The 25,772-nt window shown below is 55.4% G+C and carries 22 protein-coding genes; 14 read left to right on the top strand and 8 right to left on the bottom strand.

Annotation, left to right across the window (positions count from 1 at the left end; genetic code table 11):
* Positions 1–44: 44 nt before the first annotated feature.
* Positions 45–1,019, bottom strand: a complete 975-nt coding sequence (locus ACMWKA_RS07160) for an MDR family oxidoreductase (RefSeq protein ID WP_308926082.1) — start codon at positions 1,017–1,019, stop codon at positions 45–47.
* 181 nt (positions 1,020–1,200) lie between these two features.
* On the opposite strand from ACMWKA_RS07160, the gene csrD reads away from it, so the two are divergent.
* From csrD to tldD, 8 genes are all read left to right on the top strand, one after another.
* Positions 1,201–3,141 (top strand): RNase E specificity factor CsrD, encoded by a 1,941-nt coding sequence (gene csrD / locus ACMWKA_RS07155; RefSeq protein ID WP_023620882.1) that lies wholly within the window; start codon positions 1,201–1,203, stop codon positions 3,139–3,141.
* Between the two features lie 282 nt (positions 3,142–3,423).
* Complete coding sequence (mreB, locus tag ACMWKA_RS07150) at positions 3,424–4,467, top strand: rod shape-determining protein MreB (RefSeq protein ID WP_000913396.1); 1,044 nt, start codon at positions 3,424–3,426, stop codon at positions 4,465–4,467.
* Positions 4,468–4,528: 61 nt separating this feature from the next.
* Positions 4,529–5,533, top strand: coding sequence for a rod shape-determining protein MreC (gene mreC / locus ACMWKA_RS07145; RefSeq protein ID WP_013098986.1), 1,005 nt, complete (start codon positions 4,529–4,531; stop codon positions 5,531–5,533).
* Positions 5,533–6,021 carry a rod shape-determining protein MreD gene (mreD, locus tag ACMWKA_RS07140; RefSeq protein WP_013098985.1) on the top strand — a complete coding sequence of 163 codons (489 nt, stop codon included), beginning with the start codon at positions 5,533–5,535 and terminating at the stop codon, positions 6,019–6,021. Before mreC ends, mreD begins: the two co-directional genes overlap by 1 nt.
* Before the next feature lie 9 nt (positions 6,022–6,030).
* Positions 6,031–6,624, top strand: a complete 594-nt coding sequence (locus tag ACMWKA_RS07135; RefSeq protein WP_038420713.1) for a Maf family protein — start codon at positions 6,031–6,033, stop codon at positions 6,622–6,624.
* Positions 6,614–8,083 carry a ribonuclease G gene (rng, locus tag ACMWKA_RS07130; RefSeq protein ID WP_014833490.1) on the top strand — a complete coding sequence of 490 codons (1,470 nt, stop codon included), beginning with the start codon at positions 6,614–6,616 and terminating at the stop codon, positions 8,081–8,083. The genes ACMWKA_RS07135 and rng overlap by 11 nt, the downstream gene beginning before the upstream one ends.
* Positions 8,084–8,124: 41 nt before the next feature.
* Positions 8,125–11,925: an AsmA2 domain-containing protein YhdP gene (gene yhdP / locus ACMWKA_RS07125; RefSeq protein WP_038983756.1), complete on the top strand. Its 3,801-nt coding sequence runs from the start codon at positions 8,125–8,127 to the stop codon at positions 11,923–11,925.
* A gap of 84 nt (positions 11,926–12,009) precedes the next feature.
* On the top strand, positions 12,010–13,455 hold the full coding sequence (gene tldD / locus ACMWKA_RS07120) for a metalloprotease TldD (RefSeq protein WP_020687383.1): 1,446 nt from the start codon (positions 12,010–12,012) through the stop codon (positions 13,453–13,455).
* Positions 13,456–13,504: 49 nt separating this feature from the next.
* Here the strand turns inward: tldD and aaeR are convergent, their stop codons facing one another.
* Positions 13,505–14,431 carry an HTH-type transcriptional activator AaeR gene (gene aaeR / locus ACMWKA_RS07115; RefSeq protein WP_013098979.1) on the bottom strand — a complete coding sequence of 309 codons (927 nt, stop codon included), beginning with the start codon at positions 14,429–14,431 and terminating at the stop codon, positions 13,505–13,507.
* A gap of 178 nt (positions 14,432–14,609) precedes the next feature.
* On the opposite strand from aaeR, the gene aaeX reads away from it, so the two are divergent.
* The 5 genes from aaeX to ACMWKA_RS07090 all read left to right on the top strand — a co-directional run bounded on the left by aaeX (position 14,610) and on the right by ACMWKA_RS07090 (position 19,587).
* Entirely contained in the window at positions 14,610–14,813 is a 204-nt protein-coding gene (gene aaeX, locus ACMWKA_RS07110; RefSeq protein WP_003860416.1) for a p-hydroxybenzoic acid efflux pump operon protein AaeX, read from the top strand.
* Between the two features lie 7 nt (positions 14,814–14,820).
* Positions 14,821–15,753 carry a p-hydroxybenzoic acid efflux pump subunit AaeA gene (gene aaeA, locus ACMWKA_RS07105; protein WP_013098978.1) on the top strand — a complete coding sequence of 311 codons (933 nt, stop codon included), beginning with the start codon at positions 14,821–14,823 and terminating at the stop codon, positions 15,751–15,753.
* 5 nt (positions 15,754–15,758) lie between these two features.
* Positions 15,759–17,726, top strand: coding sequence for a p-hydroxybenzoic acid efflux pump subunit AaeB (gene aaeB / locus ACMWKA_RS07100; RefSeq protein WP_013098977.1), 1,968 nt, complete (start codon positions 15,759–15,761; stop codon positions 17,724–17,726).
* Between the two features lie 88 nt (positions 17,727–17,814).
* The gene (locus ACMWKA_RS07095; RefSeq protein ID WP_414760091.1) at positions 17,815–19,269 is read left to right on the top strand and encodes an NAD-dependent succinate-semialdehyde dehydrogenase; all 1,455 of its coding nucleotides are present in this window, start codon (positions 17,815–17,817) and stop codon (positions 19,267–19,269) included.
* Positions 19,270–19,314: 45 nt separating this feature from the next.
* Complete coding sequence (locus ACMWKA_RS07090; RefSeq protein ID WP_013098975.1) at positions 19,315–19,587, top strand: barstar family protein; 273 nt, start codon at positions 19,315–19,317, stop codon at positions 19,585–19,587.
* Between the two features lie 67 nt (positions 19,588–19,654).
* Here ACMWKA_RS07090 and yhcN (ACMWKA_RS07085) read toward each other — a convergent pair whose 3' ends face one another.
* From yhcN (ACMWKA_RS07085) to argR, 3 genes are all read right to left on the bottom strand, one after another.
* Positions 19,655–19,921, bottom strand: coding sequence for a peroxide/acid stress response protein YhcN (gene yhcN, locus ACMWKA_RS07085; RefSeq protein ID WP_013098974.1), 267 nt, complete (start codon positions 19,919–19,921; stop codon positions 19,655–19,657).
* A gap of 109 nt (positions 19,922–20,030) precedes the next feature.
* Entirely contained in the window at positions 20,031–20,294 is a 264-nt protein-coding gene (yhcN, locus tag ACMWKA_RS07080) for a peroxide/acid stress response protein YhcN (protein ID WP_013098973.1), read from the bottom strand.
* A 375-nt stretch (positions 20,295–20,669) separates the two neighbouring features.
* A complete protein-coding gene (gene argR / locus ACMWKA_RS07075; RefSeq protein WP_013098972.1) occupies positions 20,670–21,140 on the bottom strand; it encodes a transcriptional regulator ArgR in 471 nt (156 codons plus the stop codon).
* Between the two features lie 397 nt (positions 21,141–21,537).
* On the opposite strand from argR, the gene mdh reads away from it, so the two are divergent.
* Positions 21,538–22,476 carry a malate dehydrogenase gene (mdh, locus tag ACMWKA_RS07070; RefSeq protein ID WP_020687375.1) on the top strand — a complete coding sequence of 313 codons (939 nt, stop codon included), beginning with the start codon at positions 21,538–21,540 and terminating at the stop codon, positions 22,474–22,476.
* 51 nt (positions 22,477–22,527) lie between these two features.
* Here mdh and degS read toward each other — a convergent pair whose 3' ends face one another.
* From degS to zapG, 3 genes are all read right to left on the bottom strand, one after another.
* On the bottom strand, positions 22,528–23,595 hold the full coding sequence (gene degS / locus ACMWKA_RS07065) for an outer membrane-stress sensor serine endopeptidase DegS (RefSeq protein ID WP_013098970.1): 1,068 nt from the start codon (positions 23,593–23,595) through the stop codon (positions 22,528–22,530).
* A 93-nt stretch (positions 23,596–23,688) separates the two neighbouring features.
* A complete protein-coding gene (gene degQ / locus ACMWKA_RS07060; RefSeq protein ID WP_013098969.1) occupies positions 23,689–25,056 on the bottom strand; it encodes a serine endoprotease DegQ in 1,368 nt (455 codons plus the stop codon).
* Positions 25,057–25,228: 172 nt separating this feature from the next.
* On the bottom strand, positions 25,229–25,627 hold the full coding sequence (gene zapG, locus ACMWKA_RS07055; protein ID WP_008502832.1) for a Z-ring associated protein ZapG: 399 nt from the start codon (positions 25,625–25,627) through the stop codon (positions 25,229–25,231).
* Between the last annotated feature and the right edge of the window lie 145 nt (positions 25,628–25,772).

Genomic DNA, 25,772 nt, shown 5'->3' with positions numbered 1-25,772 from the left:
CGGAGGAGAAGGATTAGCGCGAATATGTCACGAAAATTTGAAGATTAGGCAATTTTCACCAGCGCGCGGCCATGGAACTGATTATCCATGATCTTACCGGCATATTCCGGCGCCTGGCTGAGGGCGATTTCGGTTGCACTCTGCGTGAAGAAGGACTCAGGCAGGTCGCGTACCAGACGCTCCCAGGCTTCTGCACGACGGGCCGCCGGAGTCATGACGGAATCCACACCCTGCAGGCGCACGTTACGCAGGATAAAGGGCATAACGGTGGTTGGCAGCGCAAAACCGCCCGCCAGACCGCAGGCCGCCACGCAGCCACCGTAGTTCATCTGCGCCAGCACTTTTGCCAGCACGTTATTTCCGACGGTATCCACTGCCCCGGCCCAGATCTGTTTTTCCAGCGGACGGGTTTCGGCAAATTCGTCGCGGCCAAGAATGCGGCTGGCACCAAGCTGACGCAGGTAGTCATGGGTGCTTTCACGGCCTGAGACCGCGGCGACCTGATACCCCAGTTTGTGCAGTAAAGCCACCGCCGTGCTGCCAACGCCACCGCTGGCCCCGGTCACGACTATCTCGCCTGACTCAGGGCGGATACCGGCATCTTCAAGGGCCATGACGCACAGCATGGCGGTAAAGCCTGCGGTACCGATAATCATCGCTTTGCGGCCATCCAGCCCAGCAGGCATGGGCACCAGCCACTCGCCTTTCACCCGCGCCTGCGTTGCCAGCCCGCCCCAGTGATTTTCGCCGACGCCCCAACCGGTGAGCAGCACCTGCTGGCCGGCATGAAACCGCGGATCTTCGCTGGAATGAACGTGGCCTGCAAAATCAATCCCCGGCACCATCGGGAAATTTCGGATGATTTTACCTTTGCCGGTGATGGCCAGGGCATCCTTGTAATTCAGACTGGACCAGTCGATGTCGACGGTGACGTCGCCTTCGGGCAGACGGCTCTCATCAAGGGCTTGCACCGAGGCAACGGTATTGCCGTCCTGCTGTTCTAAGATCAAAGCCTGCATACAGGATCCTCACTATTCTGATGATTGGAAAATGCGTTCTGAAGACTATACTCGCTCAATGAAACGCTATGCCGATTTAACGCAATAAATTGCCAGATACACCAGGTTTGGTAGTATGGCGCATTTGAAATGCAAGTTAGCGCTTACTCGCTACCCATCAACCCACGGAGTAATCTCAAGGATGCGATTAACGACGAAGTTCTCAGCTTTTATCACGTTGCTGACGGGGTTAACCATTTTTGTCACGCTCCTTGGCTGCTCCCTGAGCTTTTATAACGCCATTCAGGATAAGCTGGTCAACCGGGTTGAGTCTGTTGCGTCAGTTATTGATACGCGTCTGATTACCACTCCGCTATCGGAACTCTCCCGCGAGCTGGATGAATTGATGGTACCGGTTGATATTGTGCAGGTCGACATCACCCAGGGAAAGCATCCGGTGCTAAGCCATCAGCGTCAGGGCAGCTATCGGCCTGCGGGCGTCGTGAGCCAGTATCGGGAAGTGAATGTCCATTCCCTTAAAAATCCGGGGATGACGATACGCCTGGTCTACCTCGATCCCATGGCCAGCTATTTCCGCTCGATGATGACCACCGCGCCACTCACCGTTGCCGTCGCCTTTATTGTCCTGCTGATTTTTCTTGCGGTGCGCTGGCTACGCCGTCAGCTCTCCGGTCAGGAGCTGCTGGAAAACCGCTCCGTGCGAATACTCAACGGGGAGCGCGGCCCACAGGTGCGGGGGTCGGTCTATGAGTGGCCGTCCAGCACCAGCAGCGCGCTGGACACGCTGCTTTCAGAAATTCAGTTCGCCAGCGATCAGCGCAGCCGCATGGATACGCTGATCCGTTCCTATGCCGCGCAGGATAACAAAACCGGTCTGAATAACCGCCTGTTCTTTGATAATCAACTGGCCACGCTGCTGGACGACCCGGAAAAAGTGGGAACGCACGGGGTCGTCATGATGGTTCGTCTGCCGGATTTCGATCTCCTGCGCGATACCTGGGGACGCCGCGTGGCGGAAGAGAACCTCTTTACGCTCATCAACTTGCTGTCGACTTTTATTATGCGCTATCCCGGCGCGCTGCTGGCGCGCTATCACCGCAGCGACTTTGCGGTGTTGTTACCCCATCGCACACTTAAGGAGTCGGAGAGCATCGCCAGCCAGTTGCTGAAGGCGGTGGATGCGCTGCCGCAGAGCAAAATGCTTGACCGGGATGATATGGTGCATATGGGGATCTGCGCCTGGCGCGGCGGGCAGTCAACTGAACAGGTGATGGAGCATGCGGAAGCGGCAACCCGTAACGCAGTGCTGCAAGGGGCGAACGGTTGGGCGGTATATGACGATTCCCTGCCTGAGAAAGGGCGTGGCAATGTGCGCTGGCGTACCCTGATTGAACAAATGTTGAGCCGCGGTGGCCCCCGCCTTTATCAAAAACCAGCGGTGATGAAAAACGGCCATGTTCACCACCGTGAATTAATGTGTCGCATTTTCGACGGCACGGAAGAGGTTATTTCGGCGGAATATCTGCCGATGGTCCTGCAATTTGGACTCTCCGAAGAGTATGACCGTCAGCAAATTAGCCGACTGATTCCGTTTTTATCTTTTTGGCCTGAAGAAAGTCTGGCATTACAGGTGACCGTCGAGTCGTTAATTCGCCCGCGTTTTCAACGCTGGCTGCGCGATACATTAATGCAATGCGAAAAATCGCAACGCAAACACATTATTTTTGAACTTGCAGAGGCGGATGTTGGTCAACACATCAGCCGGTTACGTCCGGTGGTACGTTTGATCAATGCGCTGGGTGCGCGTGTGGCGGTGACACAGGCGGGCCTGACGCTGGTCAGTACCAGCTGGATCAAGGAGCTGGATGTGGAATTATTAAAGCTACATCCGGGGCTGGTCAGGAATATTGAAAAGCGCACGGAAAACCAGCTGCTGGTGCAGAGTCTGGTGGAAGCGTGTAAGGGAACGCGAACACAAGTATTTGCCACGGGCGTGCGCTCCAGAGGCGAATGGCAGATGTTGACAGAGCGTGGTGTGATGGGTGGTCAGGGGGATTTTTTTGCCGCCTCTCAGCCGCTTGACACCAATGTGAAAAAATATTTGCAAAGATACTCTGTTTGACCTGCCGTTTACGCTGTTTTCACGTAGAATATCGCGCCTGTAGCTTTGAGTATGACGAGCAAAAAGCCAGTGAACGACCTTTAGCGGGTTACAAATGAAAGTGAGGAACGCTACTGTGTACTCAGCCCTGAGGGAGTCAGGGGATGAATTTGTAACAGAAGGAAACGTACTGCACAAATTTTCACCGCAGCAGGTGATTTTTGCGCCTTGTCGCTGCTGCGTGTGGTTGGTAAAGTAAGCGGATTTTGTTTTCCGCCCCAGCTTTCAGGATTATCCCTTAGTATGTTGAAAAAATTTCGTGGCATGTTTTCCAATGACCTGTCCATTGACCTGGGTACCGCGAATACCCTTATTTATGTAAAAGGACAAGGCATCGTATTGAATGAGCCTTCTGTTGTGGCCATTCGTCAGGATCGTGCCGGCTCGCCGAAAAGCGTAGCCGCAGTGGGTCATGACGCGAAGCAGATGCTGGGTCGTACCCCAGGTAACATCGCCGCGATCCGCCCAATGAAAGACGGCGTTATCGCTGACTTCTTCGTGACTGAAAAAATGCTTCAGCACTTCATCAAGCAGGTTCACAGCAACAGCTTCATGCGTCCAAGCCCACGTGTGCTGGTTTGTGTGCCGGTCGGTGCGACCCAGGTGGAACGTCGCGCAATTCGCGAATCTGCTCAGGGTGCAGGCGCGCGTGAAGTGTTCCTGATTGAAGAGCCAATGGCTGCGGCTATCGGTGCAGGCCTGCCTGTTTCTGAAGCCACCGGTTCGATGGTGGTTGATATCGGTGGTGGTACCACTGAAGTGGCCGTTATTTCCCTGAACGGCGTGGTTTACTCCTCTTCCGTGCGTATCGGTGGTGACCGTTTCGACGAAGCGATCATTAACTACGTGCGCCGTAACTACGGCTCCCTGATCGGTGAAGCGACTGCTGAGCGCATCAAGCACGAGATCGGTTCTGCTTATCCGGGTGATGAAGTTCGCGAAATCGAAGTGCGCGGCCGTAACCTGGCGGAAGGTGTGCCACGCGGCTTTACCCTGAACTCCAACGAAATTCTGGAAGCGCTGCAAGAGCCGCTGACCGGTATCGTGAGCGCGGTGATGGTTGCGCTGGAACAGTGCCCGCCTGAACTGGCGTCCGATATCTCTGAGCGCGGTATGGTTCTGACCGGTGGTGGTGCGCTGCTGCGTAACCTCGACCGCCTGTTAATGGAAGAGACAGGTATTCCTGTCGTAGTTGCAGAAGATCCACTGACTTGCGTCGCCCGTGGTGGTGGCAAGGCGCTGGAAATGATCGACATGCACGGCGGCGACTTGTTCAGCGAAGAGTAGTCATGGTGAAAGGGTAGCGAATCGCTACCCTTTCTCTCTGACACGAGAATACGCATAGCCTATGAAGCCAATTTTTAGCCGTGGCCCCTCGCTACAGTTTCGCCTGATCCTGGCGGTTCTGGTTGCGCTTGGTGTCATTATTGCCGATAGCCGCCTCGGTACGTTCAGCCAGATCAGAACGTACATGGATACCGCCGTCAGTCCTTTCTACTTTATATCCAATGGTCCCCGTGAACTGCTTGACTCCGTTTCTCAAACGCTGTCCTCACGTGACCAACTCGAACTTGAAAACCGGGCATTGCGCCAGGAACTGCTGTTGAAAAACAGCGAACTGCTGATGTTAGGGCAATACAAGCAGGAAAATGCGCGTCTGCGTGAGCTGCTTGGATCGCCGCTGCGTCAGGATGAGCAGAAGATGGTGACGCAGGTGATCTCCACCGTAAACGATCCTTACAGCGATCAGGTGGTGATCGACAAAGGTAGCGTGAATGGTGTGTATGAAGGTCAGCCTGTTATCAGTGATAAAGGTGTGGTGGGCCAGGTGGTCGCCGTCGCCAAACTGACCAGCCGTGTACTGCTGATCTGCGATGCCACCCATGCGCTGCCTATTCAGGTTCTGCGTAACGATATTCGCGTCATTGCGGCGGGTAACGGCTGCACGGACGATCTGCAGTTGGAGCACCTGCCAGCCAACACGGATATCCGTGTGGGCGACGTGCTGGTCACCTCCGGTCTGGGTGGACGTTTCCCTGAAGGGTATCCGGTTGCGGTTGTCTCTTCTGTGAAGCTTGATACGCAGCGTGCCTACACCGTGATTCAGGCGCGTCCAACGGCGGGTTTACAGCGTCTTCGCTACCTGCTGCTGCTGTGGGGAGCCGATCGTAACGGTGCCAACCCAATGACGCCTGAAGAGGTGCATCGCGTTGCCAATGAGCGCCTGATGCAGATGATGCCGCAGGTTCTTCCTGCTCCGGATGCGATGGGACCACCTGCGCCAGTACCCGCGCCGGCCACCGGGATAACGGATGCGCCGCCACCGCCTAAACTCTCATCCGGAGGGCAGTAGTGGCCAGTTATCGTAGCCAGGGACGCTGGGTTATCTGGCTCTCGTTTCTCATCGCGCTGTTGCTGCAGATAATGCCCTGGCCGGACGACATTCTTGTTTACCGGCCAAACTGGGTATTGCTCATTTTGCTCTACTGGATCCTTGCCCTGCCGCACCGCGTAAATGTTGGCACAGGCTTTGTAATGGGTGCCATACTGGATCTCATTAGTGGCTCAACGCTGGGTGTTCGTGCGTTATCCATGAGCATCATTGCATATCTCGTTGCACTCAAATTCCAGCTCTTTCGTAACCTCGCGCTCTGGCAACAGGCGCTGGTCGTGATGTTGTTGTCGCTTGCCGCGGATATCGTTGTTTTCTGGGCAGAGTTTTTAGTGATCAACGTCTCTTTCCGACCCGAAGTATTCTGGAGTAGTGTAGTCAACGGTGTGCTCTGGCCGTGGCTGTTCCTGCTGATGCGTAAGGTTCGCCAGCAGTTTGCTGTGCAGTAAAAGGTTTCTATGACGTCTATCTATCTTGCCTCCGGTTCTCCACGTCGTCAGGAGTTGCTCACGCAGTTGGGCATCGCTTTTGAACGTATCGTTACCGGCATCGAAGAAAAACGTGCTGAGGGCGAAAGTGCTCAGCAGTATGTTTCTCGCCTGGCGCGTGAGAAAGCGCAGGCTGGCGTTGCGTGCGTGCCACGCGACCTGCCGGTGCTGGGGGCGGATACCATCGTTATCCTTAACGGTGAAGTGCTTGAGAAACCGCGAGACGCTGAGCATGCAGCACATATGCTGCACAAAATGTCCGGGCAAACGCATCAGGTGATGACCGCGGTGGCGCTGGCGGACAGCAAGCACGTGCTGGATTGTCTGGTGGTGACGGACGTGACCTTCAGAGTACTGACCAACGACGAGATCGCCGCGTATATTGCCAGCGGTGAACCGATGGATAAAGCAGGTGCATACGGTATTCAAGGGCTGGGTGGCTGTTTTGTCAGGAAGATAAATGGCAGCTATCACGCCGTAGTCGGCTTACCGCTGGTGGAAACGTATGAGTTGCTGAGCAATTTTAACTCACTGCGTGAGGGAAGGGATAATTATGACGGCTGAATTGTTGGTAAACGTAACGCCATCGGAAACCCGTGTGGCCTACATTGATGGTGGCATTCTTCAGGAAATTCATATTGAGCGTGAAGCGCGACGCGGAATAGTAGGCAATATCTACAAAGGTCGTGTCAGCCGCGTACTGCCGGGTATGCAGGCGGCTTTTGTAGATATTGGACTGGATAAGGCGGCATTTTTACATGCCTCCGACATCATGCCGCATACCGAGTGTGTCGCAGGCGAAGAGCAAAAGCAGTTTGCCGTACGCGACATTTCAGAGCTGGTGCGTCAGGGGCAGGATCTGATGGTGCAGGTGGTGAAAGACCCCCTTGGCACCAAAGGCGCCCGTCTGACAACCGACATCACGTTACCTTCCCGTTATTTGGTCTTTATGCCCGGCGCGTCGCACGTGGGGGTTTCCCAGCGTATTGAAAGTGAAAGCGAGCGCGAGCGCCTTAAGAAAGTGGTCAGCGCCTACTGCGACGAACAGGGCGGGTTTATCATCCGTACCGCCGCCGAAGGGGTTAGCGAAGAGGATCTGGCATCCGATGCGGCTTACCTGAAGCGCGTCTGGACCAAGGTGATGGAGCGTAAGAAACGCAACCAGACCCGCTATCAGCTGTACGGTGAGCTGGCGCTTGCCCAGCGCGTGCTGCGTGATTTTGCTGATGCTCAGCTCGACCGAATCCGCGTGGACTCGCGCCTCACCTACGAAGCGCTGCTCGAATTTACCGCTGAGTACATCCCGGAAATGCCTGGCCTGCTGGAACATTACACCGGGCGTCAGCCAATCTTCGATCTCTATGATGTCGAAAATGAGATCCAGCGTGCGCTGGAGCGCAAGGTTGAACTGAAGTCCGGCGGTTATCTGATCATCGATCAGACCGAAGCAATGACCACCGTGGACATCAACACCGGTGCGTTTGTCGGTCATCGCAACCTGGATGACACTATCTTCAATACCAACATTGAAGCGACACAGGCCATTGCGCGCCAGCTTCGTCTGCGCAACCTGGGTGGCATTATCATCATCGACTTTATCGATATGAACAATGAAGACCATCGCCGTCGTGTGCTGCACTCGCTTGAGCAGGCGCTGAGTAAAGATCGCGTGAAAACCAGCATTAACGGCTTCTCACAGCTGGGGCTGGTGGAAATGACGCGTAAACGGACCCGTGAAAGTGTGGAACATGTGCTGTGTAACGAGTGTCCAACCTGCCACGGACGCGGCACCGTAAAGACGGTGGAGACCGTCTGCTATGAGATCATGCGTGAAATTGTCCGCGTTCATCATGCCTACGACTCCGATCGTTTTCTGGTCTATGCTTCCCCTGCGGTGGCTGAAGCGCTGAAAGGTGAAGAGTCGCACGCGCTGGCGGAAGTGGAAATCTTTGTCGGCAAACAGGTAAAAGTACAAATTGAGCCGCTCTATAACCAGGAGCAATTTGACGTCGTCATGATGTAAGACGCAGTTCGCTGCGTGAAAAAGCTGACAAGGAGAGATGCGTGAGGCGATTGCCGGGGATTTTACTGCTTACAGGGGCAACGCTTGTCGTGATTGTCGCGCTGCTCGTGAGTGGGCTGCGCCTCGTTTTACCGCATCTGGACAGCTGGCGTCCGCAGGTGCTGGCGAAGATCGAATCCGCCACCGGTGTGCCGGTTGACGTAAGCCAGGTCAGCGCCAGTTGGCAAAACTTTGGCCCGACGCTGGATGCCCGGGACATCAGTGCCAGCCTGAAAGATGGCGGCTATCTGAAAATCAAACGCGTGACCCTGGCACTGGATGTCTGGCAAAGCCTGCTGCACATGCGCTGGCAGTTCCGCGATCTCACCTTTTATCAGCTTCAGTTTTTGACCAACACGCCGATCTCTGGCGGGGATAACACGCAGAGCCTTGAAGCCAACCGCCTGAGCGATCTCTTCCTGCGTCAGTTCGATCATTTCGATCTGCGCGACAGCGAAGTGAGCTTTATTACCCTTTCCGGCCAGCGCGCCGAACTGAAGATCCCCCAACTGACCTGGCTTAACGGCAAAGAGCGTCACCGTGCCGAGGGGCAGGTGAACCTCTCCAGCCTGAACGGCCAGCATGGGGTCATGCAGGTCCGTATGGATCTGCGTGACGACGACGGCTTGCTCAACAACGGCAAGGTGTGGCTGCAGGCTGACGACGTGGATGTGAAGCCGTGGCTCGGCGACTGGCTGCAGCAAAATATGCAGCTGGAAACGGCCCGTTTTAGCCTGGAAGGCTGGATGACCCTGACGAAAGGCGTGTTCGCCAGCGGCGATATCTGGCTGAAGCAGGGCGGTGCAAGCTGGCAAGGCGAAAGCAAGCAGCATCAACTCTCTGTAGATAACCTCACCGCACATGTGACGAAAGAGAAAGGGGGCTGGCAGTTTGCCATCCCGGATACGCGCATCACCATGGACGGCAAACCCTGGCCGCGCGGCGCGCTGACGCTGGCATGGATGCCTGAGCAGGATGTCGGCGGCACGAATAATAAGCGTAGCGATGAGCTGCGTATCCGCGCCACGCATCTCGATTTGGCGGCTATTGAAGGGCTGCGCTCCATGGCAGCGAAGCTCTCTCCGGATTTGGGTGACGTTTGGCTGGCGACGCAGCCAAGTGGGGAAATTGATGCCCTCGCGCTGGATATCCCGCTGCAGGCAACCGAGAAAACCCGCTTCCAGGCGACGTGGAAAGATCTGGCCTGGAAACAGTGGAAACTGCTGCCGGGGGCTGAGAACTTCAGTGGCAAGCTGGAGGGCAGCGTTGAGAACGGCAGGCTGACCGTTGAGATGCATGACGCCAAAATGCCTTATGAAACGGTCTTCAGGGCACCGCTGGAAATTGAAAAAGGCAACGCGGTGCTTAACTGGCTGCGCAATGATAAAGGCTTCCAGCTTGATGGCCGCCATATCGATGTGAAAGCCAAAGCGGTTCATGCCCGCGGGGATTTCCGCTATTTAAAGCCTGAAGGTGAAGAGCCGTGGCTGGGTATTCTGGCGGGGATCAGCACCAGCGACGGTTCTCAGGCCTGGCGTTACTTCCCGGAAAACCTGATGGGTAAAGCGCTCGTGGACTACCTGAGCGGGGCGATCCAGGGCGGTCAGGCGGATAACGCCACCCTGGCCTATGGCGGTAATCCGCATCTTTTCCCATACAAACATAACGAAGGTCAGTTCCAGGTGCTGGTGCCGTTGCACAACGCTACCTTTGCGTTCCAGCCGGGCTGGCCTGCACTGAAAAACCTCGATATCGAGCTTAATTTTCTCAATGACGGGTTGTGGATGAAGTCAGACAGCGTCGCGCTGGGCGGCGTGACGGCCACCAACCTGACGGCAAATATCCCCGATTACTCAAAAGAGAAACTGCTGATTGATGCCGATATCAACGGGCCGGGCAAGGCGGTCGGTCCCTATTTTGAAGAGACGCCGCTGAAAGCTTCGCTGGCTGCCACGCTTGAGCAACTCCAGCTTGATGGCGATGTGAATGCTCGCTTACATCTGGATATCCCGCTGGACGGCGAAATGACTACCGCCAAAGGTGATGTCCGCCTGAACAACAACAGCCTGTATATCAAACCGCTGGAAAGTACGCTGAAGAACCTCAGCGGGCAGTTCAGCTTTGTGAACGGCAACCTGAAGAGTGAGCCGCTCACAGCCAACTGGTTCAATCAGCCCGTCAACATCGACTTCTCGACCACCGAGGGGGAGAAGGCCTACCAGGTGGCTGTCAATCTGGACGGTAACTGGCAACCCTCGCGGATGGATGTACTGCCGAAACCCATTCAGGAGTCGGTTGATGGTGCAGCCGCCTGGAAGGGGAAGGTGGATATTGAACTGCCCTACCACGCCGGTACGAAGTATAAGGTCGACCTTACTGGCGATCTGAAAAATCTCAGCAGCCAGTTGCCTGCACCGCTGGATAAACAGGCCGGACAGGCGCTGCCCGTGACGCTTAACGTCGTGGGCAACCTGAACAGCTTCGAGTTAACCGGCAGCGCGGGTGGCACGAATCATTTCAACAGCCGCTGGCTGCTCAACCGTAAGCTGACGCTGGACAAAGCCATCTGGACGACGGACAGCCGAACCACGCCTCCGCTTCCGGATCATCAGGGTATTGAGCTGAATCTCCCGCCGATGGATGGCGCGCAGTGGCTGGCGCTGTTCCAGAAAGGTGTCGGGCAAAACGTGGATGAGGCGGCGCAGTTCCCGCAAACCGTCACCGTGCGCACACCGTCGCTCACGCTGGGTGGGCAACAGTGGAACAACCTGAGTATAGTCTCTCAGCCCACGGCTAACGGCTCGAAAGTAGAGGCTCAGGGCAGGGAGATCAACGCCACCCTGACCATGCGCGATAACGCCCCATGGCAGGCGGCAATCCGCTATCTCTACTACAACCCGGCAACGGCGGGCGGGAAAGATCAATCGACTCCGGCATCGCCGTTGAGTAACACTTCCCGCGTGGACTTCAGCGGCTGGCCGGATCTGCAACTGCGCTGTGCTGAGTGCTGGCTGTGGGGACAAAAATATGGCCGAATTGACGGTGACTTCGCGATTCAGGGCAACACGCTGAGCCTCACGGGTGGGCTGGTGGATACCGGCTTTGGTCGTCTGACGGCCGCGGGCGAGTGGGTGAATAACCCAGGCGAACAGCGCACCTCGCTGAAAGGCGACATTAAGGGTAACAAACTGGATGCAGCAGCCAATTTCTTTGGTATCAGCACGCCGCTGCGCGGCTCGTCATTTGACGTCGATTACGATCTTCACTGGCGTGACGCGCCGTGGAAGCCGGATGAGGCCTCGCTTAACGGCATACTGAAAACCCGCTTCGGAAAAGGTGAAATTGCCGATGTGAGCACGGGACGCGCCGGGCAGATCCTGCGTCTTCTGAGCTTTGATGCGCTGCTGCGTAAGCTGCGTTTTGATTTCAGCGATACCTTCAGCGAAGGGTTCTACTACGATTCCATCCGCAGTACGGCGTGGATCAAGGACGGCGTTATGCATACGGACGACACGCTGGTGGACGGTCTGGAAGCGGATATCGCCATGAAGGGCTCGGTTAACCTTGTACGTCGCGAGCTGGATATGGAAGCCGTGGTGGCGCCGGAAATCTCCGCGAGCGTGGGGGTGGCAGCCGCCTTTGTGGTGAACCCGATTGTTGGTGCTGCGGTGTTTGCTGCCAGTAAAGTGCTGGGGCCGCTGTGGAGCAAAGTCTCTATTCTGCGCTACCGCATCACCGGTCCGGTGGATAAACCGCAGATTAATGAAGTGCTGCGCCAGCCGCGCAAAGATGCACAGCAATGATTTGACGTGGGCAGGTAATTGCCTCACTCTCAATAAATACGATCTTTATACCGCCACAGGCGGCAACGAACGAGTAGCAATACGATGAGTCTGAACCTGGTAAGTGAACATTTGCTCGCAGCGAACGGCCTGAGCCATCAGGACCTGTTCTCCATTCTTGGTCAACTGACCGAACGCCGTCTCGACTACGGCGATCTCTATTTCCAGTCGAGCTATCACGAATCCTGGGTTTTAGAAGACAGCATCATCAAAGATGGTTCTTACAACATTGACCAGGGCGTTGGCGTGCGCGCCATCAGCGGCGAGAAAACCGGTTTTGCCTATGCGGACCAGATAAGCCTGGCTGCGCTGGAGCAGAGCGCGCAGGCGGCACGTACCATCGTGCGTGACGCAGGCGATGGCCGTGTTAAAACGCTGGGTGAGGTGCAGCATTCTGCGCTCTACACCAGCATCGACCCGCTGCAGAGCATGAGCCGTGAAGAGAAGCTGGATATCCTGCGCCGCGTGGACAAAGTGGCGCGTGCTGCTGATAAACGCGTACAGGAAGTGTCTGCCAGCCTGAGCGGTGTCTATGAACTGATTCTGGTCGCGGCGACGGACGGCACCCTGGCGGCGGATGTCCGTCCGCTGGTGCGTCTCTCCATCAGCGTGCAGGTGGAAGAGGACGGCAAGCGCGAGCGTGGCTCAAGCGGCGGCGGTGGTCGTTTTGGTTATGACTGGTTCCTGGGTGACGTCGACGGTGAAGCCCGTGCCGACGCGTGGGCAAAAGAAGCCGTGCGTATGGCGATGGTCAATCTTTCTGCCGTGGCGGCACCTGCGGGGACATTCCCGGTGGTACTGGGCGCTGGCTGGCCGGGCGTGCTGCTGCATGAAGCCGTGGGGCATGGTCTGGAAGGGGACTTTAACCGCCGCGGCACCTCCGTATTTAGCGGTCAGATAGGGCAGCTTGTCTCCTCTGAACTGTGCACAGTGGTGGATGACGGTACCATGGTTGATCGCCGTGGCTCTATCTCCATCGATGATGAAGGTACGCCGGGTCAGTACAACGTGCTGATCGAAAACGGTGTGCTGAAAGGCTATATGCAGGACAAACTGAACGCGCGCCTGATGGGCGTGGCGCCAACGGGTAACGGCCGTCGTGAATCTTATGCGCATCTGCCGATGCCGCGTATGACTAACACCTACATGCTGCCAGGCCAGTCCACACCGCAGGAGATCATTGAGTCTGTTGATTACGGGATCTTCGCCCCAAACTTTGGCGGTGGTCAGGTGGATATCACCTCCGGTAAATTCGTCTTCTCTACGTCAGAAGCGTATCTGATCGAAAAAGGCAAAGTGACCAAAGCGGTGAAAGGCGCGACGCTGATTGGTTCCGGTATCGAAGCCATGCAGCAGATCTCCATGGTCGGTAACGATCTCAAGCTGGACAACGGCGTGGGCGTCTGCGGTAAAGAGGGCCAGAGCCTGCCAGTGGGCGTGGGCCAGCCGACACTGAAGGTCGATAACCTCACGGTGGGCGGCACGGCGTAATTTTCTCCCCTCACCCTAACCCTCTCCCCAACGGGGAGAGGGGAAATACCTACTCTTTCCTTCTTCCCCGCATGCCCTGAAACAGTTCCGCAACCTCCACAAAATACTCGGTCAGATAGTTAATGCACACCTGCACCTTAAGCGGCAGTTTGTCTTTTTCGGTATACAGGGCATACACCGGACGCGGATCGGACTGGTAGCGAGGGAACAGGATCTCCAGCACTCCGCTGTTGATCTCATTGATCACCCACATTAACGGGACGTAAGCGATCCCGGCGCCCGCCACCAGCCAGCGCGAGATGGTCATCGGGTCGTTGGTGACAAACCGTCCTTCCGGCAGCAGTCGGGTAGAAATGCCTTCTGGGGCAATCAGTTCAAATTCATTATCGGGGCGGACGCTGTACTCCAGCCAGGAGTGGTTGGCGAGATCGGCTGGTTTCTCCGGCACGCCGTACTGCGCCAGATAGCTCTTCGAGGCACAGACCACCATCGGCATACTCCCGAGTCGACGGGAGAAGAGGCTGGAGTCCTGCAGCGCGCCAACGCGGATCACCACATCCAGCCCGTCTGCGATCAGGTCCGGGGCGGGAATACCGGTAACCAGATTCACGGTTAATCCCGGATATTCTTTCAGCATCTCTGCGGTCATGGCGGCGAGAACATTTTGTGCCATAGTTGAAGAACAGCCAATCCGCAGTGTCCCGATGGGCGTGTTGTTAAAGGCATAGAGCTGCTCGTGAACATCCTGCACTTCATGCATCATGCGGCGACAGCCCTGATAGTAAATTTTACCCGCCTCCGTCAGACCAATACTGCGGGTGCTGCGGTTGAGCAGCTTCACCTGCAGTTCATCTTCCAGTTTTGACACCGTCTGACTGATGGAGGAGACGCTCATCTGCAACTGCCGGGCAGCAGCAGTAAATGAGCCAAGTTCAACCACTTTGGCGAAGACCGACATGCGTTTTAAACGTTCCATTGTTCACTCTGGCTTAAAAGTGATTTAGATCACATATTATAGATAACAGCATAACAGTTACGTTAATATATTATTAATTACATAACGGCTGCGCCATTCTCGCCCGGCGTTTCTTGCTCTCTCGCGGTGGCGTGCGCTAAAAATTCTGAAGCCTGCACTCTCTCTTATCAAGGTCAACATGAGTCTGTTTCCCGTTATCGTGGTGTTCGGTCTGTCGTTCCCACCGATATTTTTCGAGCTTCTTTTATCACTGGCGATCTTCTGGCTGGTGCGCAAGGTGCTGGTTCCTACCGGGATCTACGATTTCGTCTGGCACCCTGCATTGTTCAATACCGCGCTGTATTGCTGCCTGTTCTACCTGATATCGCGCATGTTTGTCTGAGGTTGATGTGAAAACGCTAACAAGAAAAATCTCCCGCACCGCCATCACCATGGCGCTGGTTATCCTCGCGTTCATCGCTATTTTTCGCGCCTGGGTCTATTACACCGAATCACCGTGGACGCGTGACGCGCGTTTTAGCGCCGATGTCGTGGCGATCGCCCCCGACGTGGCCGGTCTTATCACGGCGGTTAACGTCCACGATAACCAGCTGGTGAAGAAAGACCAGGTGCTGTTCACCATTGACCAGCCGCGTTACCAGAAAGCACTGGAAGAAGCGGAAGCGGATGTCGCCTATTACCAGGCGCTGGCTGCGGAGAAACGCCGCGAGGCGGGCCGCCGTAACCAGCTGGGGGTTCAGGCGATGTCCCGGGAAGAGATCGATCAGTCTAACAACGTGCTGCAAACCGTGCTGCATCAGCTGGCAAAGGCGCAGGCGACGCGCGACCTGGCGAAGCTCGATCTGGAGCGTACCGTGATCCGCGCACCTGCCGATGGCTGGGTCACCAACCTGAATGTCTATGCCGGTGAGTTTATCACCCGCGGTTCAACCGCCGTGGCGCTGGTGAAACAAAACTCATTCTATGTGCTTGCCTATATGGAAGAGACCAAACTGGAAGGCGTTCGTCCGGGCTACCGCGCAGAGATCACGCCGCTTGGCAGCAACCGCGTCTTTAAAGGTACCGTAGATAGCGTTGCGGCTGGCGTCACCAACTCCAGCAGCTCCAATGATGCGAAAGGGATGGCGACGGTTGATTCCAACCTGGAATGGGTGCGCCTGGCCCAGCGTGTGCCGGTACGTATTCATCTGGACGAACAGCAGGGCAACCTGTGGCCTGCGGGCACAACCGCGACGGTGGTGATCACCGGTGAGAAAGACCGGGACGCCAGCCAGGACTCTATTTTCCGTAAAATCGCCCATCGTCTGCGCGAGTTTGGTTAATCGCTATGGGGATCTTTACTATCGCCAGCCAGCACATTCGCTTCGCCGTGAAGCTGGCGAGTGCCATTGTGCTGGCGCTGTTTGTCGGCTTTCACTTCCAGCTGGAAACCCCCCGCTGGGCGGTGTTAACGGCGGCGATTGTCGCGGCTGGCCCGGCATTCGCGGCAGGTGGGGAGCCTTACTCCGGGGCGATCCGCTATCGCGGGATGCTGCGTATCATCGGGACGTTTATCGGCTGTATCGCCGCGCTCACCATTATCATTTTGATGATCCGCACGCCACTGTTGATGGTATTGGTGTGCTGTATCTGGGCGGGCTTCTGCACCTGGCTCTCCTCTCTGGTGAAGGTCGAAAACTCTTACGCCTGGGGGCTGGCGGGTTATACCGCACTGATTATTGTCATCACCATTCAAACCGAACCGCTGCTCGCGCCGCAGTTTGCCGTGGAACGCTGCAGTGAGATCGTGATTGGTATCGTCTGCGCAATCGTTGCTGACCTGCTTTTCTCCCCTCGATCCATCAAACAGGAGGTGGATCGCGAACTGGATGCGCTGATCGTCTCCCAGTATCAGCTGATGCAGCTCTGCATCAAGCACGGTGACAGCGAAGAGGTGGACAAAGCCTGGAGTGGACTGGTTCGCCGCACGCAGGCGCTGGAAGGGATGCGCAGTAACCTTAACATGGAGTCCTCGCGCTGGGCGCGTGCCAACCGTCGTCTTAAAGCGATCAATACCGTCTCCTTAACGCTGATTACCCAGGCGTGCGAAACCTACCTTATTCAGAACACCCGCCCGGAATCGGTTACCGATACCTTCCGCGAACTGTTTGCCGAGCCGGTGGAAACGGTGCAGGACGTACATAAGCAGCTCAAACGCATGCGGCGGGTCATTGCCTGGACCGGAGAGCGCGACACACCGGTGACCATTTATACGTGGGTTGGCGCCGCGACGCGCTACCTGCTGCTGAAACGGGGCGTGATCGGCAATACGAAAATCAGCGCGGCGGAAGAGGAAGTCCTGCAGGGTGAAGTGGTGATCAAGGCGGAATCGGCTGAGCGCCACCACGCGATGGTCAACTTCTGGCGTACCACGCTTGCCTGTATGCTCGGCACGCTGTTCTGGTTGTGGACTGGCTGGACCTCCGGCAGCGGCGCGATGGTCATGATTGCTGTCGTCACGGCGCTGGCAATGCGTCTGCCCAACCCGCGTATGGTCGCTATCGATTTCCTGTACGGCACGATTGCCGCGTTACCGCTTGGCGCGCTCTATTTCCTGGTGATCCTCCCGTCCACGCAGCAGAGCATGTTGCTGCTCTGTATCAGTCTCGCGGTGATGGCATTCTTTATCGGGATAGAAGTGCAGAAGCGCCGTCTGGGATCGCTCGGTGCCCTCGCCAGTACTATTAACATTCTTGTGCTGGATAACCCCATGACGTTCCATTTCAGCCAGTTCCTCGACAGCGCCCTGGGTCAGCTGGTGGGCTGTTTCCTGGCGATGATGGTGATTCTGCTGGTGCGCGACAATTCGCAGGCGCGAACAGGTCGCGTGCTGTTGAACCAGTTCGTTTCGGCGGCGGTCTCCTCCATGACCACCAACACTGCGCGCCGTAAAGAGAACCATCTGCCTGCGCTCTATCAGCAGCTGTTTTTACTGTTGAATAAGTTCCCTGGCGACATTGCCCGCTTTCGTCTGGCGTTAACCATGATCATTGCGCATCAGCGTCTGCGTAACGCACCGGTGCCCATCAACGACGATCTGTCGGCATTCCACCGCCAGTTGCGCCGTACCGCGGACCATGTGCTTTCCGCCTCCAGTGATGACAAACGACGCCGTTACTTTAAGCAGTTGCTGGAAGAGTTGGATGTCTACCAGGAGAAGCTCAGGGTCTGGGAAGCACCTCCTCAGGTGACAGAGCCGGTAGCGCGGCTGGTGTTTATGCTGCACCGCTACCAGAATGTCCTGACGGATAACTGACTGAAGTAAAAAACCGACGCTAAAAGCATCGGTTTTTTTGTGGCTATACTTATTTCTGCAGGCTCTTACATTCAGAAAGGGAGGACACATGACTACCCAGGCGCTTCAGGACCACATTCTTTTTCAGACCGGCTATCTGGTTAACGGCATATGGAAACCGCTGGACACGACGTTTGATGTGTTGAACCCGGCCACCGGTGATGTTATCGCCAAAGTGGCGAAAGCCGGTAAAGCAGAAACCGAAGAGGCGATTGCCGCCGCCGCGAAAGCCTTCCCGGCCTGGCGGGCCAAAACCGCGAAAGAGCGCTCGACCATTCTCTATCGCTGGTATGAACTGATTATTGAGAATAAAAGCTGGCTTGGTCGGTTAATGACCACCGAACAGGGCAAACCCCTGAAAGAAGCTGAAGGCGAGGTGGAGTACGCCGCCAGTTTTATTCAGTGGTTTGCCGAAGAGGCCAAGCGCGCTAACGGTGAAATTATTCCGCCGATCAAACCGGGCTCCCGCATTCTGGCTACCCGTGAGCCTGTGGGGGTGGTGGCGGCAATTACGCCGTGGAACTTCCCGATGGCGATGCTCACCCGTAAGCTCGGCCCGGCGCTGGCCGCGGGGTGTACCGGGGTCATCAAACCGGCAAACAACACCCCGCTCAGCGCGTTTGCGCTGCTCACGCTGGCGAAACAGGCCGGTGTGCCGGATGGCGTCCTCAACGCCGTGGCCGGTAATACGCATGAGATCAGCGACGCGATTATGGCGAGTCACGAGGTGCGGAAAATCTCGTTTACCGGCTCCACTTCCGTCGGCAAAACGCTGGTGCGTAACGCCGCGGACACCATGAAAAAAGTTTCGATGGAACTGGGGGGGAATGCCCCGTATATCGTGTTTGAAGATGCGGACATCGATGCTGCCGTCAAAGGGGCAATCGCCAACAAATTCCGTAATGCCGGACAGGTCTGCGTCAGCGTTAACCGCTTCTATATTCAGGAAACCGTCTACGACAAGTTTGTGAACAAACTGGCCGATGCGGTGTACGCGCTGAAGGTGGGAAATGGTCTGGAAGACGGTGTGGTCGTAGGCCCGCTGATTGAACCCTCCGCGGTGAACAAAGTGCGCGAGCATGTGGAAGACGCTGTGGCCCGTGGGGCGACGGTCCTGGCGGGCGGTAAACCACATCCGCTTGGTGGCAATTTCTGGATGCCTACCGTGCTGGGCGACTGTCATGAAGGCATGAAACTGGCGGAGGAAGAGACGTTTGGTCCCGTTGCCGCCTGCTTCCGTTTCACTTCTGAAGATGAAGTCATCCAGCGCGCCAACAACACGCCTTATGGTCTGGCGGCTTACTTTTATACTCAGAATCTGTCGCGCGTTTTCCGCGTCTCGCAGGCAATCGAAAGCGGGATGATTGGGATTAATGAGTGCGCCGTTTCCACGGAGCTTGGACCTTTTGGTGGGGTAAAAGAGTCTGGCCTGGGTCGAGAAGGGTCCGTGCTGGGGCTGGAAGAGTATCTGGAAGTCAAAACCCTGCATATCGGGGGATTATAATAGACAGGGCGGCATCTGCCGCTCGCCTGGACTGGGTGGCTGGCAATGAAAACCTATACCTTTGATTTTGACGAGATCGACAGTCAGGAAGACTTCTATCGTGAATTTATCCGGGCGTTTGATCTGGAACGGGAAAGCGTCACGAATCTGGATATGCTGTGGGATGTGGTGACCGGCAGTCAGCTGCCGTTACCGCTGGAAATAGAGTTTATTCATCTGCCCGATAAGCTGCGCAGACGATTTGGGGCGCTGATTTTATTGTTTGATGAAGCAGAAGAAGAGCTGGAAGGGCAGTTGCGTTTCAACGCGCGCCATTGATTACGCGAAAAAAAGCCCCTGACCAGCGAGGCCAGGGGCAAGTCGTATGATGAGATACGACGAGGGTTTATTTATACAGTTCTGCCGTAGCGTGCCAGTGGTCACCCTGATTCAGTTCGGTGACGCGGTAGCTGCTGGCGCCTGCTTTTTCAGCTTTTGCGGCCAGCTCCTGACGGATATCCATCGGAGAGCCGGTGACGGACGTTACGGAAACACTACCCATAGACTGCAGATTTTGCGCCTGCTCGGTATTCACCTGCTGGACGGCTGCGCTTGCGCCGAAAGAGAGAACCGATGCCAGACCGAGGGTTGCGATGATTAATTTGGTTTTCATAGTCTTTGCTCCTGAAGAGGTTTTTGCTCAACGGCGAGAAGGGTTGAACTGCTATTTTTATGCCTGGTGCCGTTGAGTGGAGATAGTCGTCTTCTGTTATTACTAAAACTTATTTATACAGCTCAGCGGTAGCGTGCCAGTGGTCACCGGAACGCGCTTCAATGATGCGATAGGATGATGCACCTTGTTCTTCCGCTTTTTTGTTCAGCATCTCATGCATGTCCATTGGAGACGTGCCGATTGCGCCGACAGAAACCGTACCGATAGCCTCACGGGATTGCGCCTGATCGGCATTAATGGAGTCTGCTGCGAAAGCACCGAATGACAGGACAGACAGGACGCTCAGCGCCGCTACAGTTGTTTTGATTTTCATGATTTTTACCTCGTCGAATTTTTTAGTGGGGTCTTTGTTTCGTGACCCTCATCACAAAATCAAGTATACACTAATAACGGTAAAAATTAATACCAGACTAATTGTTTCATGGGTAATTACGTGTTAAACAGCGTAATTTTTATAACCTAATGGCATAATGTTGGTTGTTTTCTGTTCACATTGGCGTGTTATATCTAAGTAAATCATATGGATAAATGATTTTGATATTTTGTGCGATTCTTTGATTTATCATTCACTGGCTGAATGTTAATGAGTGGTAAAAAGCACTATTTGTTAAATTGAGGACAGGAGAAAACAGGGGAAAACGCAGCGGGGGCAGAATGAACCCCGTAGCGACGCTACGGGGAGAGAGGATTACAGCTCCTGTTCGAACAGAACCAGGATCGCCTCGTGGAGATCTTTCACCGAAAAGCCGTTGGCTGGCGTGGTAAAGATGGTGTCATCACCGGCGATGGTACCGAGAATCCCTTCCGTTTTACCCAGAGAGTCCAGCATGCGGGCAATCAGCTGTGCGGCGCCAGGGCTTGTGTGGATCACCACAACGGCATCGTTGTGGTCGATATCCAGAACCAGGTTCTTCAGCGGGCTGGAGGTTGTCGGCACGCCAAGTTCAGCTGGCAGGCAATAGACCATCTCCATTTTGGCGTTACGGGTACGCACCGCGCCAAATTTGGTCAACATACGGGAGACTTTCGACTGGTTGATATTGTCGAAGCCTTGTTCCTGCAGCGCCTGAACAATTTCTCCCTGAGAACTGAATTTCTCTTCTTTGAGTAGCGCTTTAAACGCCTTTACTAATTCTTCTTGCTTAGACGAGCTTCGCATAAGTCACCCGGAATATGACGATAGAAACAACATTATTATGCATGTGGATGAATTTTTATGCAAATTATCTACCAGGCAGTAGCCTGAAATAATGTTATGAAAGGGAGTGATATTATCAGATTTCGTTATCGGAAAACATGCCTGGGTCACGCCACGCAAATAAGCTTAAAAGTAAATTAAATGTTATCAAAATGATGTTGTTTTGGTGGCGTGGCAGGGTGTATTGTAACCACCTCTTAATTCGTTGCCGTCTGTTGTCAGAGAGTCTTCTGGGAAGAGAGAAAGTCGCGTGACCTCAAATTCTTTAGCTACGAAAATTGTAATTAATTACCTGCTGAATTAAGGTCGCCGCAACGGATTTACAGATACTTAAGTTAACCATAATAAGGAGTTTAGGATGAAAGTCGCAGTCCTCGGCGCTGCTGGTGGTATCGGCCAGGCGCTTGCCCTACTACTGAAAACCCAACTGCCTTCAGGCTCAGAACTCTCCCTGTACGACATTGCTCCGGTAACCCCAGGTGTGGCGGTTGACCTGAGCCACATCCCGACCGCTGTTAACATCAAAGGCTTCTCCGGCGAAGACGCGCGTCCTGCGCTGCAGGGTGCTGACGTTGTGCTGATCTCCGCTGGTGTGGCGCGTAAGCCAGGTATGGATCGTTCCGACCTGTTCAACGTCAACGCAGGCATCGTGAAAAACCTGGTGCAGCAGATCGCTGAAGTGTGTCCGAAAGCGTGCATCGGTATCATCACTAACCCGGTGAACACCACGGTCGCTATTGCGGCAGAAGTGCTGAAGAAAGCAGGCGTTTACGACAAGAACAAACTGTTCGGCGTGACCACGCTGGATATCATCCGTTCTAACACCTTCGTGGCTGAGCTGAAAGGCAAGCAGCCCACGGAAGTTGAAGTGCCGGTCATCGGTGGTCACTCTGGTGTGACAATTCTGCCTCTGCTCTCGCAGATCCCTGGCGTGAGCTTCACCGAGCAGGAAGTGGCTGACCTGACCAAACGTATCCAGAACGCAGGCACCGAAGTGGTGGAAGCGAAGGCGGGTGGCGGTTCTGCAACGCTGTCTATGGGCCAGGCGGCTGCACGTTTCGGTCTGTCACTGGTTCGCGCGCTGCAGGGCGAGAAGGGCGTGGTTGAATGCGCTTATGTTGAAGGCGATGGCGAACACGCGCGCTTCTTCTCCCAGCCGCTGCTGCTCGGTAAAAATGGTATCGAAGAGCGTAAGCCAATTGGCACGCTGAGCGCGTTTGAACAAAACGCGATGGAAGGCATGCTGGACACGCTGAAGAAAGATATCACGCTGGGCGAAGAGTTCGTTAACAAGTGATCTTGTCCCGGTAAAAAAAACGGAGCGCTACGCTCCGTTTTTTTATGCCCGTCAGTTGGTGGCCGGGTATTCCTGAATGGTCACATGCAGCGTCAGTTTCTTATCGTTGCGCATGACTTCAACCGGGATGATGGAACCCGGGCGAATTTCTGCCACCTGGTCCATCGTCTCAAGCGCAGAGACCGCCGGTGTGCCGTTGACCGACAGAATGACATCATTAACCTGAATGCCCGCATTGGCAGCCGGTCCACCAGGCGCCACTTCGTTAACCACAATCCCCTGAATCTGATCGATCCCGCCACCCTGCGTATGCATAGGAGCAATTTCGCGACCACCAATCCCGATGTAACCGCGGATCACGCGACCGTCCCGGATCAGCTTGTCCATAATTTTGGTTGCCAGCTGGAACGGAATGGCAAAGCCGATCCCTTCCGGCGTCTCGCCATCGTTGCTTTTATCGAAGGAGAGGGTGTTGATACCCATAAGCTCGCCCAGCGAGTTGACCAGCGCGCCGCCGGAGTTCCCGTGGTTGATGGAGGCATCGGTTTGCAGGAAGTTCTGCCGTCCCGATGGGTTCAGACCGATGCGACCCGTGGCGCTGATGATCCCCTGAGTGATGGTCTGCCCCAGGTTATATGGGTTACCGATAGCCAGAACCACATCGCCAATGTGCGGAGTGCGTTTACGGTTGATCGGAATCACCGGCAGCCCGCCGGTGGCGTTGATTTTCAGCACGGCCAGATCGGTCAGGCTGTCAGAGCCGACAAGTAAGGCCTCAAACACGCGGCCATCCTGAAGTGCGACGATGATCTGGTCAGCATCGTTGATCACGTGCTTGTTGGTAATGATGTATCCGCGATCGTCCATAATCACGCCGGAGCCGAGGGTACGGATCTCCAGCTGGTTATGGGCTGAACTGTTAAGACCACGGTTGTAGACGTTCACCACTGCGGGTGCGGCACGGCGAACGGCCTGATTATAGGTGGCAGGCGTTTCATCCGCGCTGTCAAACTGGGGAGCCGACAGCTTGTTGAACTGGCGTAAAGACGGCATGGCCGCTAACAGCAGGCCCGCAACAATCAAACCGATGGCAATGGAACGAAAGAGCTTTAAAAGCATGATGCGCGTGTCGTTAAAAAAGGAACGGTTTGCAGCATAACATGAGTTATCCCGGACATCACACGCGGCGGTGATACCCGGGATAGCAAATGCTTAGCGCAACAGAATATAGATAGATTCGTTGCCGCGCATAATTTGCAGGGCAATGACCGTTGGTTTACTTTCCAGCACCTTGCGCAGCTCAGCGATAGACTGCACGCGGGTGCGATTCACGCCGATGATCACATCATCCTGATGCAATCCCGCCTGTGCGGCAGGGCTGCTCTTCTCTACGGTATCGATGCTTATGCCTTTGGTGCCGTCTTTAAGCTGCCCGTCGCTGAGGGTCGCTCCCTGCAGTGCCGGGGCGATAAGCTCCGCACTGGCGGAGGAAGAGGTGCTCTTGTCCAGCGTCACTTCCACATTCAGCGGTTTGCCGTCACGAATCAGGCCCAGCTTCACTTTGGCGCCCGGTTCGGTGGTGGCGATACGTGAGCGCAGTTCTGCAAAGCTGCTCAGCGGCTTATCATTCAGGCTGACGATCACATCACCTGATTTAATGCCCGCTTTTGCCGAGCCGGAATTGGGCAGCACTTCACTGACGAACGCACCGCGCTGCACGTTGATGTTGAACGCTTTTGCGATATCGGCGCTCATCTCCATCCCTTTGATTCCCAGCAGGCCGCGTTTGACTTCACCAAACTGGATAAGCTGCTGTGCCAGCGTTTTGGCCATATTGCTGGGAATGGCAAACCCGATCCCGATGCTGCCGCCACCTGGCGCGAGGATTGCTGTGTTAATACCAATCAGCTCGCCGTTAAGGTTCAGCAGCGCCCCGCCGGAGTTCCCGCGGTTAATGGAGGCATCGGTCTGGATAAAGTTTTCCAGGCCTTCAAGATTCAGGCCGCTGCGCCCCAGCGCGGAAATGATCCCGGAGGTCGCCGTTTGTCCTAAACCAAAGGGGTTGCCCACGGCAACAGCAAAGTCGCCGACGCGCAGTTTGTCGGAGTCCGCGATGGCAATCTGGGTCAGATTACTTGGGTTTTGCACCTGCAACAGCGCGATGTCGCTCTGGTCATCGCCGCCGATCAGTTTGGCATCAAATTCCCGACCATCATTCAGCTGCACGCTGATTTTATCGGCCTGGCTGATAACGTGGTTGTTGGTCAGAATATAGCCTTTGGCCGCATCAATGATGACGCCTGAGCCCAGCCCTTCAAAAGGCTGAGCCTGCTGGTCGGGTGACTCATCGCCAAAATATTTTTTCAGTTCTTCAGGTACGCGCTGGCTTTGCACGGCAGTGCCTTCTACCTGCACGCTGACTACCGCAGGCAACACTTTTTCCAGCATGGGTGCGAGGCTCGGAATCGCCGTCTGGCCCGGCACCTGCGAGGGAAGGGCGGCAAAGGCAGGGAAGGACGCCGAGAGAGATAACCCGACACTTAACGCTAACGCGCTCAACAGCTGGTTCTTTTTCTTCATCGATGCTGACTCTCGTAACCTGGAGTAAAGGAAAAAACGGGCCCAAAAACACGTTGATGTTATTGAATTTTAAACCGCTGAACAATGAGGTGTTTACCTAAATAATAGCTGGGGTCAGGAAGAAAGGACGGGCGCAATCGCTGCGCCCGTAAAATAATTTCAGGTTGTGTGATTAATCGCGCTTAACACCGCCGCGCAGCAGGCCGGACGCGCCATCAGAATAGTCGCGAGGCATCTGAACAGGGGCCTGATCGTTACCGGCCTCAGAGTCTGCCAGACGGTTGCGGAACGGGTTGGTTTCCGCGGTCATTTCCGGCAGCAGGCTGCTGGAGCTTTTTGCCATGTGCTGATACAGCTGGCGGTAGTCGGTCGCCATATTGTCCAGCAGCTCAGCGCTACGGGCAAAGTGGCTGACCAGCTCTTCGCGGTACTCTTCCAGCTCGGCTTTGTTCTTTTCCAGTTCGTATTGCAGTGACTGCTGCTGACGCAATTTGCGATTACCGAAACGCATGGCCACAGCACCAATCACGATGCCGACGACTAAACCGATTAGCGCATATTCCCAGGTCATGAACTTCTCCCGTTGTCTTGTTGTTCCGTAGGGTGTTGGCTCGGCTCCTGCCTGTGCCTGATATTGCCACTATAACCGCTATTTCTGCAGAAGTGGAATCCTGACGTATCATCGCGTAGTGTAGAACGGCCTTTTTTTCATCAGT

Source organism: Enterobacter sp. 03-F-07-AD-ECC (assembly GCF_047530935.1).
Taxonomy (GTDB): Bacteria; Pseudomonadota; Gammaproteobacteria; order Enterobacterales; family Enterobacteriaceae; genus Enterobacter; species Enterobacter cloacae.
The sequence above is the reverse complement of the archived record's forward strand: the minus strand, read 5'-3'. Positions and strand labels throughout refer to the sequence as shown.

Excerpts from the sequence above, each read along its gene's own strand:
- ACMWKA_RS07160 (WP_308926082.1), bottom strand. The coding sequence starts at position 1,019 with ATGCAGGCTTTGATCTTAGAACAGCAGGACGGCAATACCGTTGCCTCG.
- csrD (WP_023620882.1), top strand. The coding sequence starts at position 1,201 with ATGCGATTAACGACGAAGTTCTCAGCTTTTATCACGTTGCTGACGGGG.
- mreB (WP_000913396.1), top strand. The coding sequence starts at position 3,424 with ATGTTGAAAAAATTTCGTGGCATGTTTTCCAATGACCTGTCCATTGAC.
- mreC (WP_013098986.1), top strand. The coding sequence starts at position 4,529 with ATGAAGCCAATTTTTAGCCGTGGCCCCTCGCTACAGTTTCGCCTGATC.
- ACMWKA_RS07135 (WP_038420713.1), top strand. The coding sequence starts at position 6,031 with ATGACGTCTATCTATCTTGCCTCCGGTTCTCCACGTCGTCAGGAGTTG.
- rng (WP_014833490.1), top strand. The coding sequence starts at position 6,614 with ATGACGGCTGAATTGTTGGTAAACGTAACGCCATCGGAAACCCGTGTG.
- tldD (WP_020687383.1), top strand. The coding sequence starts at position 12,010 with ATGAGTCTGAACCTGGTAAGTGAACATTTGCTCGCAGCGAACGGCCTG.
- aaeR (WP_013098979.1), bottom strand. The coding sequence starts at position 14,431 with ATGGAACGTTTAAAACGCATGTCGGTCTTCGCCAAAGTGGTTGAACTT.
- aaeX (WP_003860416.1), top strand. The coding sequence starts at position 14,610 with ATGAGTCTGTTTCCCGTTATCGTGGTGTTCGGTCTGTCGTTCCCACCG.
- aaeB (WP_013098977.1), top strand. The coding sequence starts at position 15,759 with ATGGGGATCTTTACTATCGCCAGCCAGCACATTCGCTTCGCCGTGAAG.
- ACMWKA_RS07095 (WP_414760091.1), top strand. The coding sequence starts at position 17,815 with ATGACTACCCAGGCGCTTCAGGACCACATTCTTTTTCAGACCGGCTAT.
- ACMWKA_RS07090 (WP_013098975.1), top strand. The coding sequence starts at position 19,315 with ATGAAAACCTATACCTTTGATTTTGACGAGATCGACAGTCAGGAAGAC.
- yhcN (WP_013098974.1), bottom strand. The coding sequence starts at position 19,921 with ATGAAAACCAAATTAATCATCGCAACCCTCGGTCTGGCATCGGTTCTC.
- yhcN (WP_013098973.1), bottom strand. The coding sequence starts at position 20,294 with ATGAAAATCAAAACAACTGTAGCGGCGCTGAGCGTCCTGTCTGTCCTG.
- argR (WP_013098972.1), bottom strand. The coding sequence starts at position 21,140 with ATGCGAAGCTCGTCTAAGCAAGAAGAATTAGTAAAGGCGTTTAAAGCG.
- mdh (WP_020687375.1), top strand. The coding sequence starts at position 21,538 with ATGAAAGTCGCAGTCCTCGGCGCTGCTGGTGGTATCGGCCAGGCGCTT.
- degS (WP_013098970.1), bottom strand. The coding sequence starts at position 23,595 with ATGCTTTTAAAGCTCTTTCGTTCCATTGCCATCGGTTTGATTGTTGCG.
- degQ (WP_013098969.1), bottom strand. The coding sequence starts at position 25,056 with ATGAAGAAAAAGAACCAGCTGTTGAGCGCGTTAGCGTTAAGTGTCGGG.
- zapG (WP_008502832.1), bottom strand. The coding sequence starts at position 25,627 with ATGACCTGGGAATATGCGCTAATCGGTTTAGTCGTCGGCATCGTGATT.